Source organism: Mesorhizobium kowhaii (genome assembly GCF_042431665.1).
Taxonomy (GTDB): Bacteria; Pseudomonadota; Alphaproteobacteria; order Rhizobiales; family Rhizobiaceae; genus Mesorhizobium; species Mesorhizobium kowhaii.
Genome location: NZ_JBHLYT010000007.1, coordinates 140388 through 154495, shown reverse-complemented (window position 1 = coordinate 154495; position 14108 = coordinate 140388). Strand labels below are relative to the sequence as shown.

The window sequence follows — 14108 nt, the reverse complement described above, 5'->3', positions numbered from 1 at the left end:
GTTCATGCCGCCCAACCGAACTGGCTCGCGTCCCATCGGACCGGCCGACAGCTGGTACAGTCGAAACGGCGGTCGAATTTTCGGGCTTACATGGCGGCACGTCGTCCCTTATAAAACCGGCCGGGCATGCGGCGGACTCGAGCCGCAGCGTGCATAGTGTCTTTGAGTATCAGCGCACGGCCAAATGATGAGGCGCACAGTTACGCTCCGAACAACCCTGCCTGCGCTGATTGCCGTTCCGCTGCTGATGGCGGCATGGCCGGCCATTGCCATGGCCGAAGAGGCGTCGGATCTCGTCATCTCCATCGTCACCGGCCTGGCACCGGACGATCTTCTCAATGTCCGCACGACCGCATCGCCGATCGCCAAGGTCGAAACGCGTCTGGCCGTCGGCGACAGCGTCACCAATCTCGGCTGCAACGACGTCAACGGCCACGAATGGTGCAAGATCGAGAGCACCGGCAAGGAAAAGCTGAGCGGATGGGCGCCGGCGCGCTACCTCACCCCCCTCAATCCGGCCCCCTATGTCGAAGGCCAGACAAAACCGGTCGATGCGACGGAGGTCGCCTCCAGCGGCAATGAGGCCGACCAGGCACAGCCGCCGGACAGCCCGCAGACCACCGGCACGGACAGTCCTGCAAAGCCGCAGCCGGCGGTCGCACCACCGCCCGACCTGACGGAGCGGTTGGGCGGCCCTGATCCGGTGGCTGGGGCCCAAAGCACGCTGAAATCAGCCGCCGAAATCGGCCAGACGGCTATGCAGGATGCCTACGGCCTGGCCTTCGCTGCGCAGGAAAACCCGACGACCGGCGAGATCGAAGAGCCGGTCGCGGCCCTGGCATCCACTGCCCCGCCGCCTGACCCGCAGACCGTCGCGCGGTTGGAACCGCCGTCCGATCATGCCGCCGATGCCACCAGCGAGATTCCCTGCGCCCGCTATGTCGGCGAGCCGATGACGCGTTGTGCGGTCAGCGTCGTGCGCGCTGGCACGGACAAGGCCGACGTCACGGTCACCTGGCCCGATGGCGGCACCCGCGTCATCTCCTTCGTCGCCGGCAAGCCGGCCGGCTCCGACGCGCGCAGCGACTTCCGCTTCACCCGCGAAGGCAGCCTGAACATGATCCGCGTCGGCGTCTCCGAACGCTTCGAGATTACTGATCGGTTGGTGCTGGGCGGTTAGGTTCTTAGGGGAGTAAGGGAGTAGGGCAGTAAGGCAGTATGTTTACAACGCGCTCGAACCCCTACTGCCCTACTTCCCTGCCCGCATTTTCGGGGTTACATCGGGCAAAACTCTTCCCTATAAGGCCCTCCTAGCCTGATACCAGAATCGCGAGCACAACCGGCCGGGTCTTCCCGTCCCGGTTTTTTGTGCAAGCCGCCCGCCGAACGGAATTTTCGCCCATGCCAAGACGCACCGACATCAAGTCGATCCTGATCATCGGGGCCGGCCCCATCGTCATCGGCCAGGCCTGCGAGTTCGACTATTCCGGCACCCAGGCCTGCAAGGCGCTGAAGGAAGAAGGTTTCCGCGTCATCCTGGTCAATTCCAATCCGGCCACCATCATGACCGATCCGGAACTGGCCGACGCCACCTACATCGAGCCGATCACCCCTGAAGTCGTCGCCAAGATCATCGCCAAGGAGCGGCCCGATGCGCTGCTGCCGACCATGGGCGGCCAGACCGCGCTCAACACAGCGTTGTCGCTGCGCCGCATGGGCGTGCTCGACCGCTACAATGTCGAGATGATCGGCGCCGACGCGCACGCCATCGACAAGGCCGAAGACCGCGCGCTGTTTCGCGAGGCGATGAAGAAGATCGGGCTGGAAACGCCGAAGTCGATGCTGGCCAACGCCACCGACGTCAAGAACACCGACCGCAAGACGCATGAGGCCGAGCGCGCCGCCGTCAAGGCCGAAGCCCCAGCCGACCTCGACGCCGCGCTCGACGCGCTGGAAACCCGCTGGAACCTCGGCGAAGGCGACCGCAAGCAGCGCTACATCAGCCACGCCATGGCGATCGCAGCCCAGGCGCTCGACCATGTCGGCCTGCCCGCCATCATCCGCCCGTCCTTCACCATGGGCGGCACCGGCGGCGGCATCGCCTACAACCGCGCCGAATTCTACGAGATCGTCCAGTCCGGCCTCGACGCCTCGCCGACCACCGAAGTGCTGATCGAGGAAAGCGTGCTCGGCTGGAAGGAGTATGAGATGGAGGTCGTCCGCGACAAGGCGGACAATTGCATCATCGTCTGTTCGATCGAGAACATCGACCCGATGGGCGTGCACACCGGCGATTCGATCACCGTCGCCCCTGCCCTGACGCTCACCGACAAAGAATACCAGATGATGCGCAACGCCTCGATCGCGGTGCTGCGCGAGATCGGCGTCGAGACCGGCGGCTCCAACGTGCAGTTCGCCGTCAACCCGGCCGATGGTCGCCTCGTCGTCATCGAGATGAACCCGCGCGTCTCGCGCAGCTCCGCTTTGGCTTCGAAGGCGACCGGTTTCCCGATCGCCAAGATCGCCGCAAAACTCGCCGTCGGCTACACGCTGGACGAGCTGGAGAACGACATCACCGGCGGCGCCACGCCGGCCTCCTTCGAGCCGTCGATCGATTACGTCGTGACGAAAATCCCGCGCTTTGCCTTCGAGAAATTCCCCGGCGCCGAGCCGGTGCTGACCACCGCCATGAAGTCGGTCGGCGAAGTCATGGCCATCGGACGCACTTTCCAGGAATCGCTGCAGAAGGCGCTGCGTGGACTGGAGACCGGCCTCACCGGATTGGACGAGATCGAGATCCCCGGCCTTGGCCATGGGACTGCGCCCGCCAACCATGCCGACGACCGCAACGCCATCCGCGCCGCGCTCGGCACGCCGACGCCCGACCGGCTGCGCATGGTGGCGCAGGCGATCCGCATGGGCACATCGCTGGAAGACGTGCACGCCATGTGCAAGATCGACCCCTGGTTCCTCGAGCAGATCGCTGGCATCGTCGCCATGGAAGCCCGCATCCGCGAGCACGGCATCCCTGGCGATGCCGTCAACCTGCGCATGCTGAAGGCGATGGGTTTTTCCGACGCCCGCCTCGCCTCGCTGACCAAAACCGACGCCGAGGTGATCCAGAATATCCGCGAAAAGCTCGACGTTCATCCGGTCTACAAGCGCATCGACACCTGCGCGGCCGAGTTCGCGTCGCCCACCGCCTACATGTACTCGACCTATGAAGTGCCGTTTGCTGGCGCGCTCGCCAACGAGGCGCAGGTCTCGTCGCGCAAAAAAGTCGTCATCCTCGGCGGCGGGCCGAACCGCATCGGCCAGGGCATCGAGTTCGACTATTGCTGCTGCCACGCCGCCTTTGCGCTGCGCGACGCCGGCTATGAAGCGATCATGATCAACTGCAACCCGGAGACCGTCTCGACCGACTACGACACCTCGGACCGGCTCTATTTCGAGCCGCTGACGGCGGAAGACGTGCTGGAAATCCTGCGTGCCGAGCAGGCGTCGGGCGAACTGGTCGGCGTCATCGTCCAGTTCGGCGGCCAGACGCCGCTGAAGCTGGCCGACGCGCTGGAGAAGGCCGGCATCCCGATCCTCGGCACCTCGCCCGACATGATCGATCTCGCCGAAGACCGCGACCGCTTCCAGAAGCTGCTGCACAAGCTCGGCCTGACCCAGCCGAAGAACGGCATCGCCTATTCGGTCGAGCAGGCCCGCCTCGTCGCCGGCGAGCTCGGCTTCCCGCTGGTGGTGCGCCCCTCTTATGTGCTCGGCGGCCGCGCCATGCAGATCATCCATGACGAGGGCATGCTGCAATCCTACCTGCTCGACACCGTGCCCGGCCTGGTGCCGGAGGACATCAAGCAGAAATACCCCAACGACAAGACCGGCCAGATCAACACGCTCTTGGGCAAGAACCCGCTGCTGTTCGACACCTATCTCTCGGGCGCCATCGAGGTCGATGTCGATTGCCTCTGCGACGGCAAGGCGACCTTCGTCTCCGGCATTCTCGAACACATCGAGGAGGCCGGCATCCATTCGGGCGACAGTGCCTGCTCGCTGCCGGTGCACTCGCTGCCTTCGGAATTGGTCGACGAGCTGGAGCGCCAGACGGCCGCCCTTGCCCGAGCCCTCAATGTCGGCGGCCTGATGAACGTGCAGTATGCGATCAAGGACGGCACGGTCTATGTGCTGGAGGTCAATCCGCGCGCATCACGCACCGTGCCTTTCGTCGCCAAGACCATCGGGCGGCCGATTGCCAAGATCGCCGCCCGCATCATGGCCGGCGAGAATCTCGAAGACGCCTTCGCCCATTACGGCGCCATGCCCGACCCCAGAAGCCCCGGCCACATCGCGGTCAAGGAAGCAGTGTTCCCCTTCGCCCGCTTCCCCGGCGTCGACATCCTGCTCGGGCCGGAAATGCGCTCGACCGGCGAGGTCATGGGCCTCGACCGCGACTTCGCGCTCGCCTTCGCCAAGAGCCAGCTCGGCGCCGGCGTCGACCTGCCGCGCTCCGGCACGCTGTTCGTGTCGGTGCGCGACGAGGACAAGAAAGGCATCTTGCCGGCGGTGAAGCGCCTGGCCGGCCTCGGCTTCAAGGTGCTGGCGACCTCAGGCACGCAGCGCTTCCTCGCTGAAAACGACGTCGTCGCCGAGAAGATCAACAAGGTGCTGGAAGGCCGCCCGCACATCGAAGACGCCATCCGCAACCGTCAGGTGCAGATCGTCTTCAACACCACGGATGGCCAGAAGGCGGTGTCGGACTCCAAATCGCTGCGCCGCGCCACGCTGATGCAGAAGGTGCCGTATTACACGACGCTGTCGGGTGCGGCCGCGGTGGCCGAGGCGATTGCCGCGCTGAAGGCGGGGAGCCTCGAGGTGCGGCCGCTGCAGGAGTATTTTGCCTAGAGCAATTCCAGGAAAAGTGTGAAACGGTTTTCCCGGGAAAAGCGCATAGCGCTTTCCCTTAGGGAATTGCGTCAAAACAAAGAGCTAGAGCGAAGCTGCGGCTGTCTCCGCTTCGGCATCGGCGTCGTAATTCCAGACCCAGGCACGTTCCTGCGGCTGAGCATCAAGCTTGCGGTCGCGGGCATGCAAATTGCCGCTGGCGTCATAGCGAGCACCACTCACGCGCGCCATGCGCTGGACGCCGGCAGTCCGCTCGCGCCGTAGCTGCTCGTAAATCAGCAGCGCCCGTGGGGCTGACTTGCGGTCCGCGTGGCTCAGCACGGTCGCCAGGGCAACTGCATCTTCGATGGCCTGATTGGCTCCTTGTCCCAAATGCGGCAGCATTGGGTGGGCCGCGTCGCCCAGCAGGGTCAGGCGTCCGCGAGTCCAGCTTGCGAGCGGCTCACGATCGAACAGGCCCCACCGAAACGTCGTTTTCAGTTGGGCAATGATCGTCTCGACCATTGGGTCCCAGCCGGCGAACTCCCGGGCAAGGGCGGAGGGATCGCCCCGTGCCGACCATGACTCCTTCATCGGCTCGTCAGTCGTCACAAAGCCGACGTAGTTGATGAGCAGGCCGGCCCGCACCGGAAAGACGAGAAAATGCTTGCCTGCACCGAGCCAGTTGCGCATCGCTCCTGGCGGCCACGAGACACCAGCCGCCGCGATCACCCCTCGATAGGCGACCGATCCCGAATAGAGCGGGGCGGACGGGGCGACCACGAACTGCTGAAGGGTAGAATGGATACCGTCAGCCGCGATCACGACGTCGGCCGTGGTGCGCAAACCATTGGCGAAAGTGATGACGGCCTGCTCATCGTCCTGTTCGAAGCCGATACATCTGTGGCCGGCCTTCACAATGTCGGCAGGTAGCCGATCGACGAACATTGCCAGCAAATCGGCGCGGTGCATGCCGTAGAACTCGATTTGGCCGGCAAGCTCGGGGGGCCACATCGCGGCGGCATACGATCCATCGGGGCGACGAAACTGTGGGTCGATCCATCTGGCCCCCGAACGGATCAGCTCGTCACCGAGGCCGAGCCGCCGAAGCATCCGGACACCGTTCGGTTGGATCGCGACGCCGGCACCGACCTCGGCCAGGGCCACCGCCTGTTCGTAGAGACGGACGTCCATGCCGCGTTGAAGCAGGGCGGCAGCAGTGGCGCCGCCGCCGATGCCGCCGCCAACGACCGCCACGCGTAGCGGGCTCGTGCTCATTGCTCCGGCTCCTGAAGCATTGTCAGCCTTTGGCGGCTGCCGCCACCGCGGCGGCCCGTGAATATGGGGAGCCTAACGCCGGTGCACAGCGCAAGCAAACGGCCGGCACTCCAGAGGGGGCTGCTGACGTTGGATACTGCTGAACGCCTCAATCGTCATAGCACAAGAATGCCGCCCATCTCGCCCAAACAATTGGGATCCCACCGTTATAGGGGTGCGACAACACAGGGTCGCCCGTAACAATGATGCGTCTACAATTGATAAGCATCATTTTATCTGTCAAATTCGCCGCAAATAAAGGGGGCAGAAAATGGCAAAAAAGCTTGAGAGGAATGAAATTGAAGAGACTTCTGAGTTGCCAGACCCACCGGTAACCGGTGGAGAAAAACAAAATACACCGCAACGAAAAATACCCGGAAATCTGCCCTACTTGACCGCCAGCGGAACTCTAAAGAAAGCCCTCGACCGCCTGATCGAAGCTCAGCGCCCGGAGAGATTTAGCGTTGATTTTCTTGAGAATGTGCTCAAGCTCTCGGGTGGAGCCGCCAGAGCTACAATACCAGTACTAAAGAAGATGAACTTCCTCGGCAGCGACGGTACACCGACCGAACAGTACGCCAAATTTAGAACAGACGGCGGCCGAGGAGCGGCGGCTTTGCTAGGCCTGCGAAGCGCATTTCAAGAAGTTTTCCGACGGAGCGAATACGCACATTCAGTGGAGGAATCTAAGCTTAAAGACATAATTGTCGAAATAACTGGCCTTAAACCCAACGATCCTGTTGCGATGGCCATCCGCAGCACATTTAACGTTATCAAATCCTACATTCCTGCAAACCTCGACCTAAGCGCTCCCAGCACTGAGATTCAAGAATCGACGGACCATTTGGAAAATAAGTCGCCTTTGCGATCAGAAGTTCGTGATAGTTCATCACGAGAAATTGGGCTGCTCTACAATATAAATATCGTATTGCCAGAAACGTCCGATCTAAACGTTCTCAATGCGATATTTAAGAGCATCAAGGAAAATTTGATGAAATGAGCCAGTCTGAAAAGATTGAATTGTTTATACTCAAGTGCGCTTCCTTGAAGATGTCGGTAGACGGCATCTCTCCGGCAGCTATCACCGCCCGGAAAATTGAAAAGGAGCCAGAAATTTTTGCCTCAATCAATCAGTTTTCCAGCGACGCTCGCGAGAACGCCGATCTCATGGCGCAGTACTACAGGCTATTCTACATGCTCGAAAATGACATTAGAAAATTGATTGATGAAACTTTAGCTGAAGCCTACGGCGTTAATTGGTGGAATCAATACTCTCCAGGCAGTGCAAAAGAGGAGTGCAAATTTAATCAGCAAAGAGAACAGGAATCGGCTGTTACCAGTCGCTCGGAGAATGAACTAGACTATGTTTCGTTCGGTCAACTAGGTGAAATAATCCGATCGAATTGGGTTCTGTTCGGCGGAATCCTTAGCAATCAGAAAGCGTTAGGCAGGGTAATGTTTTCATTGAACACGCTTCGGGGGCCTATCGCTCACTGTGGCTTGCTTGCGGAAGACGAAATTGACCGGTTGAAATTGACAGTCAAGGATTGGTTCAGGCTCCTAGAAGGACCGAAGTAAGCCCTCTCACGCCACCGCCACACACTCGATCTCGATATCGAACTCCATCGGCCACGACGCCACCGGCACGAAGCTGCGCGCCGGCGGGTTGACGTTGAAGTACTTCGCATAGACGCGGTTGATGGCGTTGTAGAAGCCGGAATTGACGGCGTAGATGCGCACCATCACCACGTTGTCCAGCGAGGTGCCGGCCGCCTCCAGGCAATGTTTCAGCGCCTTCAGCGACGCCTCGGTCTGCGTTTCGATATCACCGCGCACCATCTCGCCGGTCACCATGTCCACCGGCGGCGTCGCCGAGATGAACACGAAGCCGTTGGCCTTGACCGCAGTCGAACAGGGCAGGCCGAGCGCCCGCACCTTGGCCGACATGACCGGCACTTCGATGACTTCCTTCTTCATGGCAAATCTCCCTGGGTTTGCAGGGAGCTTATCGCGCCACCGGCCGAACGCCAGAGCCGAGCCATGGTCCTGGCCCGCTCAGCTCACGCAACTGCCACACATTCGATCTCGATATCGAACTCCATCGGCCATGACGCCACCGGCACGAAGGTCCGCGACGGCGGGTTCTCGGGAAAATGCCTGGCATAGACGCGGTTGATGGCGTTGTAGAAGCCGGAATTGACGGCGTAGATGCGTACCATCACCACATTGTCCAGCGAGGTGCCAGCCGCTTCCAGGCAATGTTTCAGCGCCTTCAGCGACGCTTCGGTCTGCGTTTCGATGTCGCCCTTGACCAGTCTGCCGGTCAAGATGTCGAGCGGCGGCGTGCCGGACACGAAGACCAGCCCTGCGGCTTTGGTCACCAGCGACAGCGGCAAGCCCAAGGCACGCACGGCTGCCGACAGCACCGGCACTTCGATGATTTCTTTCTTCATGGCAATCCTCCCTGGGTTTGCAGGGAGCTTATCTCGACACTGGCGGAACGCCAGCGCGGATGCATGGTCCAGAGCTACCCCTGCCCCGGATATGGCGTGCCGTCCTTGTGCAGGAAGCGGCCATCGGAACTGGGGCTCATCATGTCGATGTCGGAGCAAGAGATGACATCATTCGGGTTGCGCGAGCCGACCTCCAGATAGAGCGCTGTCGTGGCGGATTTGTTGATCATGTGATGGCCGTTGCCGCTATTCCTGGCGAAGGTGGCGCAATCGCCGGCCTTGAGCAGGGTCTCGCCGCCATCCTCGACCAGCGTCAACTCGCCTTCCAGCACAGTGACGAACTCGTCCTCATGACTGTGCCAGTGGCGCTGGCTGGACCAGCCGCCGGGCGGCAAGGTCATCAGGTTGACGCCGAAATCGGTGAGCCCGCCGGCATCACCCAGCCGCCGCCGCGTGCGATCGGCACAGGGTTGATCGAAAGGCGCGGGGTAGCCGGAGCCCTTGCGCACCGGCACGGCTGACAGGTCGATCTTGGGCATGGCTTCTCCCTCAGTTCTCGAAGGCCCAGCGCGGCAGATGCGGTGAAATTGCGCGGGCCCGGATTGGGGCGCCTTCCCTTCTCCCCCTTTGGGAGAAGGTGGCCTCGCGCAGCGAGGTCGGATGAGGGGTGTTCCAGCTTGGCGATACGCCTACTCAAAACGGCCCATCAGCGCCGAGACGGCGCACAATTGCCAACGCCTCATTTTTTCCAGCACCCCTTATCCGTCTCGGCGCTGCGCGCCGATCCACCTTCTCCCACAGGGGGAGAAGGTATGGCGCTCACCCGCTCAATGACAACACGCCCCACCATACTGCAACTGCTCTCGCCAGGTCCCCGGCCGGCCGTCAGGCGTAAAATCCATCAGGTTCCACAGGATCTCGCAGGTGCCGATGGCGCGCGGGTCCTGGCCGGGTTCCGGCGGTGCGAAGCCGAGCTCGGACGACCAGAAATGGCGGATGCCGTCGGCGTCGCGATGGAACACCGACAGCAGCGGGATCTGCGCGCCATCCGCGTCCTCGGCATTGTAGTCGCACTTGAAGCTGTTGGAGGCCGAAGAGACCAGCCGCATGTTGCGCCAGCCACGGTCGCGGCCGAGGGTGACCAGGTTTTCGAGCGCGGTTTTCGCCACCACCGCGAAATTGAACCCGGCTACTTCGAGATGACCGACCGCGCCGTCGAACTGGTCGAGCAACGCCGTGCAGGACGGGCATGGCTGGTCCTGTCGCGCGAGCTTCGCCGTGTCGCCGCCTGTGGCCACGTCACGCGTCTCCTGCGGATGGCGCGGAAACATCATGTTGTAGAGAATGAGGGAATCCTTGCCCGGCGCAAACAGCTCCGACAGCTTTAGCTTCGCGGGCTTGCCGTCCGGTCCCAGCGCATCGAACACATAGTCTTGGCGGATCAGTCCGCCGGGCGGCAGCGCGCGCCGCGCAACCGCGACTTCTTCCATGACGCGGCGCAGTTCGATTTCCTTCAGCAGCAGTTTTTCGCGGGCAGTGCGATATCGGGCGGATTCGTTGGGAAAGGTGATCATGATCGGCTCCTTGGGTCGTCGCGCCGGCGTCCCGGCGCGGTTGCTCTACGAACCAAGGACGTTTCGCGGCGATCGGTTCCGACATTTTTGCACGCCGCGCGGCGACGAGGGAGCGTACTTTCCCGAAGGGCGGACGAACGCTACTGTGCCGCCGGCACCGGACAGTCCAGGACGCCTTCCTCGCAGTGGAGATAGTCCTGCAAATCCTTCAGCCTGAGGTTGGTGAGCCCCGCCTGGCAATTGGCGACCACCATCGGACGGACGCTGCCCGCGTTGGCGGGCGGGCCGCCCTGGAAGGCGCATTCGGCGTCGCGGAAGGCGACCCAGGCGCGCTGCGCATCGATCAGCAGCTTCTTCGACGCCGCATTGTCCTTCAGCCGGGCTTCGATCTGCTTGTAGGCGCCGTTGAGCTTCTTGTCGGCCGCGTCGAAATCCTTGCCGGCGCATTCGTCCGTCGTGGCCTGGTCCTGCGCGTTGGCGCAGTCGTCGGCCCGCGCCACGCCGCCAAGCAGCGGAGCGGCAAGGATCAGGGTGGCGAGGCTGGAGAGCAGGAGCCGCATCATGTTTCCTCCGGTTCTAGCAAAGCCCCACCGACCGAAGCTTAACAACCGAACCGTTGCCGGCAAGACGCGACCTGCCGGCTTGGTGGACATTTCCTTTCCGCTGCTGGAACCCACGCGGCTTCGCGGCATTCCTCGCATCGGCCCCTCACCCCTTGACCCCGCCGGCGGTTAGGCCGGAGACGATCTTGCGCTGGAAGATCAGCACCAGCACCACCAACGGCACCGTGACGATCACCGATGCGGCCATGATGTTGCCCCATGGTATCTCGAACTGCGAGTTGCCGGAGATTAGCGCGATCGCCACCGGCACGGTCCGCTGCGCGTTGTTGGAGGTGAATGTCAGGGCAAACAGGAACTCGTTCCAGGCGCCGATGAAGGCCAGCAGCCCGGTGGCCGCCAGCGCCGGCCACATCAACGGCAGGAAGACCCGCGTGATGATGATCCACGGCGTCGCGCCGTCGAGGATCGCCGCCTCCTCGACCTCGACCGGCAGGTCGCGGACGAAGGTGGTGAGCACCCAGACGGTGAACGGCAAGGTAAAGATCATGTAGGAGAAGATCAGCGCGAAGAGCGAATTGTAGAGGCCGAACATCCGGATCAGTTCGAACAGCCCGGCCAGCACCGCCACCTGCGGGAACATCGAGACCGACAGGATGGTGAACAGCAGGGCCGAGCGGCCGCGAAAGCGGATGCGGGCCAGCGCGTAGGCGGCGGTGACGCCGAGCAACAGCGAGAGGGCGACGACCGCGCCCGAGACGAACAGCGAATTCAATAGGTTGCGCACGAACGTGCCTTCGGTCAGCACGTTCCTGTAGTTGGCGAGACTGACCGTCGTCGGCCAGAGATCGGTCCGGAAGAGATCGGTTCCTGATTTCAGGCTGGTGACGATGGCGTAGTAGAATGGGAACACCGCGACGAAGACGATTCCCCCGACCAGCAGGTAAAAGGCGGTGCGTTTCAGGGTCCACATGTCAGCGGCCTCCGTCCAGGCTAATCCGGCCGATCCGGATAGTGACGATGGTGAGCAGAGCGAGGATGAGGAAGAGCAAGGTCGAGGCGGCCGAGCCATAGGCGAACTTGTCGAACTCGAACAGGTTCTCGCGGGCGAACACCGACATCGACTTGGTGTGCACATTGTTGGGCGTCAGCACATAGATCAGGTCGAAGATGCGCAGGGCATCGAGCGCGCGGAAGATCACCGCCACCATCACCGCCGGGCGGATGAGCGGCAAGGTCACCCTCCAGAAAATCTGCCACGGGTTGGCGCCGTCGAGCTTCGCCACCTCGATGATCTCGCCCGGCAGCATCTGCAGCGCGGCGAGGATGAGCAGCGCCATGAACGGTGTCGTCTTCCAGATGTCGACGATGAGGACGGCCGCCATCGCGGTGTCGGCGCTGGCCGTCCAGGCGATCTTGCCGCTGATCAGGCCGAGGTTGAGCAACACGACATTGATGATGCCGAACTGGTCGTTGAGCATCCACTGCCACATCTTTGCCGAGACGATCGTCGGGATCGCCCAGGGGATTAGGATCGCTGCCCTGACTATGCCGCGGCCGGCGAACTCGGCATTGAGAACCAGGGCGACGATCATGCCGAGGATCGTCTCGCAGGTCACCGAAATCACCGTGAAACGCACTGTGTTCCAGACGGCACGCCACCAGACCGGGTCGACGAGCAGCCCGTCATAGAGGGCCCGGCCGCTCGGCATGTGCAGCACCGAGAAGTAATTGGCGAAGCCGACCCACTGGCGCGCGTCGAGGTCGGCCAGCGAGGCGTCGGTGAAGCTGAAATAGACCGTGCGGGCCAGCGGCCAGCCGGCGACGGCTGCGAGCACCAGCAGCATCGGCGCCAGGAACAGCCATGCCGAGCGCACGCGCTGGCGCCTCAACCGCGAGGGCGGGCGCCGGGCCGCGGCGATTTCAGGCGTCGGTTGCGCTCTTGCCACCGCAGATCCGCTGGCTCTTGTCTCCTGCTGGCTTGGATGCCTCGGCCGGCTTGGCCGCTGTAGCGTCACCAGGCACTGCCCTTCAACTTGGTCAGCGTCACTTCGAGATCGGCCAGATTGTCGGCCGCGCTGCCTTCGCCCGACATGGTCTTGTGGACGGCGTTCCAGAACTGGCTCGACGCCTCGTTGTACTTGATCTTGACCGCGGCTGACGGGCGCGGCGCCGCGTTGAGGAAGACCTGCTTCCAGCGCGGAATGATCGGCTGTTCCCTGGCGATGTCGGCATCGTCATAGAGCGCCTGGATGGTCGGCAGGTTGGACGTCTTCAGCGTCCGGTACTTCTGCATTTCGGGCGAGGCGATGAACTTGACCAACTCGATCGCCGCGTCCGGGTTCTTCGAATATTTGGACACCGCAAGGTTCCAGCCGCCCAGTGTCGCGGTCGGCCGGGCGCCTTCGCCCGTACCGGCCGGCAGCGGTGCCACGTCGAACTTGCCCTTGATCGGCGAGCCTTCGCCGTTGCCGAGCGCATAGGCATAGGGCCAGTTGCGCATGAAGACCGCGTTGCCGGTCTGCCACACGCCGCGCGATTCCTCTTCCTGGTAGGCAAGTACGCCGGGAGGCGAGATGGTTCCAACCCATCCCTTGGCCATGTCGAGCGCGGCCGCCGCTTGCGGGTTGTTGATGGAGATGGTGCCGTCCGGTTCGATGATCTGGCCGCCGCCATTCGACACCACCCATTCGAGCGCGTCGCAGGTCAGCCCCTCATAGGCGTTGCCCTGAAAGACGAAGCCCCAGATATCGTTGTTGCCCGCCGCACGCTCCTTGTCCATGACCAGCTTGGCGGTCTCGGCCAGGTCCTTCCAGGTGGCCGGCACCTTGGCGCCGTATTTGTCGAGGAGATCCTTGCGGTAGTAGAGCGCCGGCGCATCGGTGAAGATCGGCAAGGCGACGAGCTTGCCGTTGACGGTCTGCGACTGGATGATCGACGGAAAATGGGCGCCGACGATATCCTTGGTTGCAGCGGTCAGGTCGACGAGTTGGCTGGCGAGCTGCGGCGCCCATATGACATCGGTCTGGTAGACGTCGATGTCGCTGTTGCCGGCGGCAAGCCACAGCCTGTACTGGCCGAACTGGTCCGTCGTCGACGGCGGCATGACGACGATGGTGACCTTGTTACCGCTCTGCTTCTCGTAGCGGTCGAGTATCTCGCGAAGCACCTTGATGCCGTTGCCGGTGTCCCCCGACACGATCGACAGGTCGGTGGCCCGCGCCTGCGTGCCAGCCAGCAGGGCGGCAACCGCAAGCGCCAGGAATGCGTGAAAAAGCTTCATGATGGTGGATCTCCCTTTGCAGCTGGCAACGGAAGAC

General features: G+C 62.7%; 13 protein-coding genes. 4 read left to right on the top strand and 9 right to left on the bottom strand.

All coding sequences use genetic code 11. From position 1 onward, the window contains the following. The first annotated feature begins 187 nt into the window (after positions 1 to 187). Both ACFFNA_RS09245 and carB read left to right on the top strand, forming a co-directional pair. Positions 188 to 1180, top strand: coding sequence for an SH3 domain-containing protein (locus ACFFNA_RS09245; protein WP_378917582.1), 993 nt, complete (start codon positions 188 to 190; stop codon positions 1178 to 1180). A 221-nt stretch (positions 1181 to 1401) separates the two neighbouring features. Further along, a complete protein-coding gene (gene carB, locus ACFFNA_RS09240; RefSeq protein WP_378917580.1) occupies positions 1402 to 4905 on the top strand; it encodes a carbamoyl-phosphate synthase large subunit in 3504 nt (1167 codons plus the stop codon). A gap of 84 nt (positions 4906 to 4989) precedes the next feature. Here the strand turns inward: carB and ACFFNA_RS09235 are convergent, their stop codons facing one another. Then, the gene (locus tag ACFFNA_RS09235) at positions 4990 to 6162 is read right to left on the bottom strand and encodes an FAD-dependent monooxygenase (RefSeq protein ID WP_378917578.1); all 1173 of its coding nucleotides are present in this window, start codon (positions 6160 to 6162) and stop codon (positions 4990 to 4992) included. A gap of 310 nt (positions 6163 to 6472) precedes the next feature. Between ACFFNA_RS09235 and ACFFNA_RS09230 the strand changes: the two genes are divergently transcribed. Continuing rightward, positions 6473 to 7201, top strand: a complete 729-nt coding sequence (locus tag ACFFNA_RS09230; protein ID WP_378917576.1) for a DUF5343 domain-containing protein — start codon at positions 6473 to 6475, stop codon at positions 7199 to 7201. Next, positions 7198 to 7779, top strand: a complete 582-nt coding sequence (locus ACFFNA_RS09225) for a Swt1 family HEPN domain-containing protein (protein WP_378917574.1) — start codon at positions 7198 to 7200, stop codon at positions 7777 to 7779. The genes ACFFNA_RS09230 and ACFFNA_RS09225 overlap by 4 nt, the downstream gene beginning before the upstream one ends. 6 nt (positions 7780 to 7785) lie before the next feature. Here ACFFNA_RS09225 and ACFFNA_RS09220 read toward each other — a convergent pair whose 3' ends face one another. From ACFFNA_RS09220 to ACFFNA_RS09185, 8 genes are all read right to left on the bottom strand, one after another. Then, positions 7786 to 8178 carry a RidA family protein gene (locus tag ACFFNA_RS09220; RefSeq protein WP_378917572.1) on the bottom strand — a complete coding sequence of 131 codons (393 nt, stop codon included), beginning with the start codon at positions 8176 to 8178 and terminating at the stop codon, positions 7786 to 7788. 83 nt (positions 8179 to 8261) lie between these two features. Beyond that, the gene (locus ACFFNA_RS09215; RefSeq protein WP_378917570.1) at positions 8262 to 8654 is read right to left on the bottom strand and encodes a RidA family protein; all 393 of its coding nucleotides are present in this window, start codon (positions 8652 to 8654) and stop codon (positions 8262 to 8264) included. A 74-nt stretch (positions 8655 to 8728) separates the two neighbouring features. Beyond that, on the bottom strand, positions 8729 to 9193 hold the full coding sequence (locus tag ACFFNA_RS09210) for a cupin domain-containing protein (RefSeq protein WP_378917568.1): 465 nt from the start codon (positions 9191 to 9193) through the stop codon (positions 8729 to 8731). 288 nt (positions 9194 to 9481) lie between these two features. After that, a complete protein-coding gene (locus ACFFNA_RS09205) occupies positions 9482 to 10228 on the bottom strand; it encodes a DUF899 family protein (RefSeq protein WP_378917566.1) in 747 nt (248 codons plus the stop codon). 140 nt (positions 10229 to 10368) lie between these two features. Beyond that, positions 10369 to 10791 (bottom strand): lysozyme inhibitor LprI family protein, encoded by a 423-nt coding sequence (locus ACFFNA_RS09200; RefSeq protein ID WP_378917564.1) that lies wholly within the window; start codon positions 10789 to 10791, stop codon positions 10369 to 10371. Positions 10792 to 10936: 145 nt separating this feature from the next. Then, a complete protein-coding gene (locus ACFFNA_RS09195; RefSeq protein ID WP_378917562.1) occupies positions 10937 to 11761 on the bottom strand; it encodes a carbohydrate ABC transporter permease in 825 nt (274 codons plus the stop codon). A 1-nt stretch (position 11762) separates the two neighbouring features. Next, positions 11763 to 12635, bottom strand: a complete 873-nt coding sequence (locus ACFFNA_RS09190; RefSeq protein WP_378917713.1) for a carbohydrate ABC transporter permease — start codon at positions 12633 to 12635, stop codon at positions 11763 to 11765. Positions 12636 to 12802: 167 nt separating this feature from the next. Beyond that, positions 12803 to 14071, bottom strand: a complete 1269-nt coding sequence (locus ACFFNA_RS09185) for an ABC transporter substrate-binding protein (protein WP_378917560.1) — start codon at positions 14069 to 14071, stop codon at positions 12803 to 12805. Positions 14072 to 14108: the final 37 nt, after the last annotated feature.

Excerpts from the sequence above, each read along its gene's own strand:
- ACFFNA_RS09195 (WP_378917562.1), bottom strand. The coding sequence starts at position 11,761 with ATGTGGACCCTGAAACGCACCGCCTTTTACCTGCTGGTCGGGGGAATC.
- ACFFNA_RS09205 (WP_378917566.1), bottom strand. The coding sequence starts at position 10,228 with ATGATCACCTTTCCCAACGAATCCGCCCGATATCGCACTGCCCGCGAA.
- ACFFNA_RS09185 (WP_378917560.1), bottom strand. The coding sequence starts at position 14,071 with ATGAAGCTTTTTCACGCATTCCTGGCGCTTGCGGTTGCCGCCCTGCTG.
- ACFFNA_RS09210 (WP_378917568.1), bottom strand. The coding sequence starts at position 9,193 with ATGCCCAAGATCGACCTGTCAGCCGTGCCGGTGCGCAAGGGCTCCGGC.
- ACFFNA_RS09225 (WP_378917574.1), top strand. The coding sequence starts at position 7,198 with ATGAGCCAGTCTGAAAAGATTGAATTGTTTATACTCAAGTGCGCTTCC.
- ACFFNA_RS09190 (WP_378917713.1), bottom strand. The coding sequence starts at position 12,635 with ATGCTGCTGGTGCTCGCAGCCGTCGCCGGCTGGCCGCTGGCCCGCACG.
- ACFFNA_RS09245 (WP_378917582.1), top strand. The coding sequence starts at position 188 with ATGAGGCGCACAGTTACGCTCCGAACAACCCTGCCTGCGCTGATTGCC.
- ACFFNA_RS09215 (WP_378917570.1), bottom strand. The coding sequence starts at position 8,654 with ATGAAGAAAGAAATCATCGAAGTGCCGGTGCTGTCGGCAGCCGTGCGT.
- ACFFNA_RS09200 (WP_378917564.1), bottom strand. The coding sequence starts at position 10,791 with ATGATGCGGCTCCTGCTCTCCAGCCTCGCCACCCTGATCCTTGCCGCT.
- carB (WP_378917580.1), top strand. The coding sequence starts at position 1,402 with ATGCCAAGACGCACCGACATCAAGTCGATCCTGATCATCGGGGCCGGC.
- ACFFNA_RS09235 (WP_378917578.1), bottom strand. The coding sequence starts at position 6,162 with ATGAGCACGAGCCCGCTACGCGTGGCGGTCGTTGGCGGCGGCATCGGC.
- ACFFNA_RS09220 (WP_378917572.1), bottom strand. The coding sequence starts at position 8,178 with ATGAAGAAGGAAGTCATCGAAGTGCCGGTCATGTCGGCCAAGGTGCGG.
- ACFFNA_RS09230 (WP_378917576.1), top strand. The coding sequence starts at position 6,473 with ATGGCAAAAAAGCTTGAGAGGAATGAAATTGAAGAGACTTCTGAGTTG.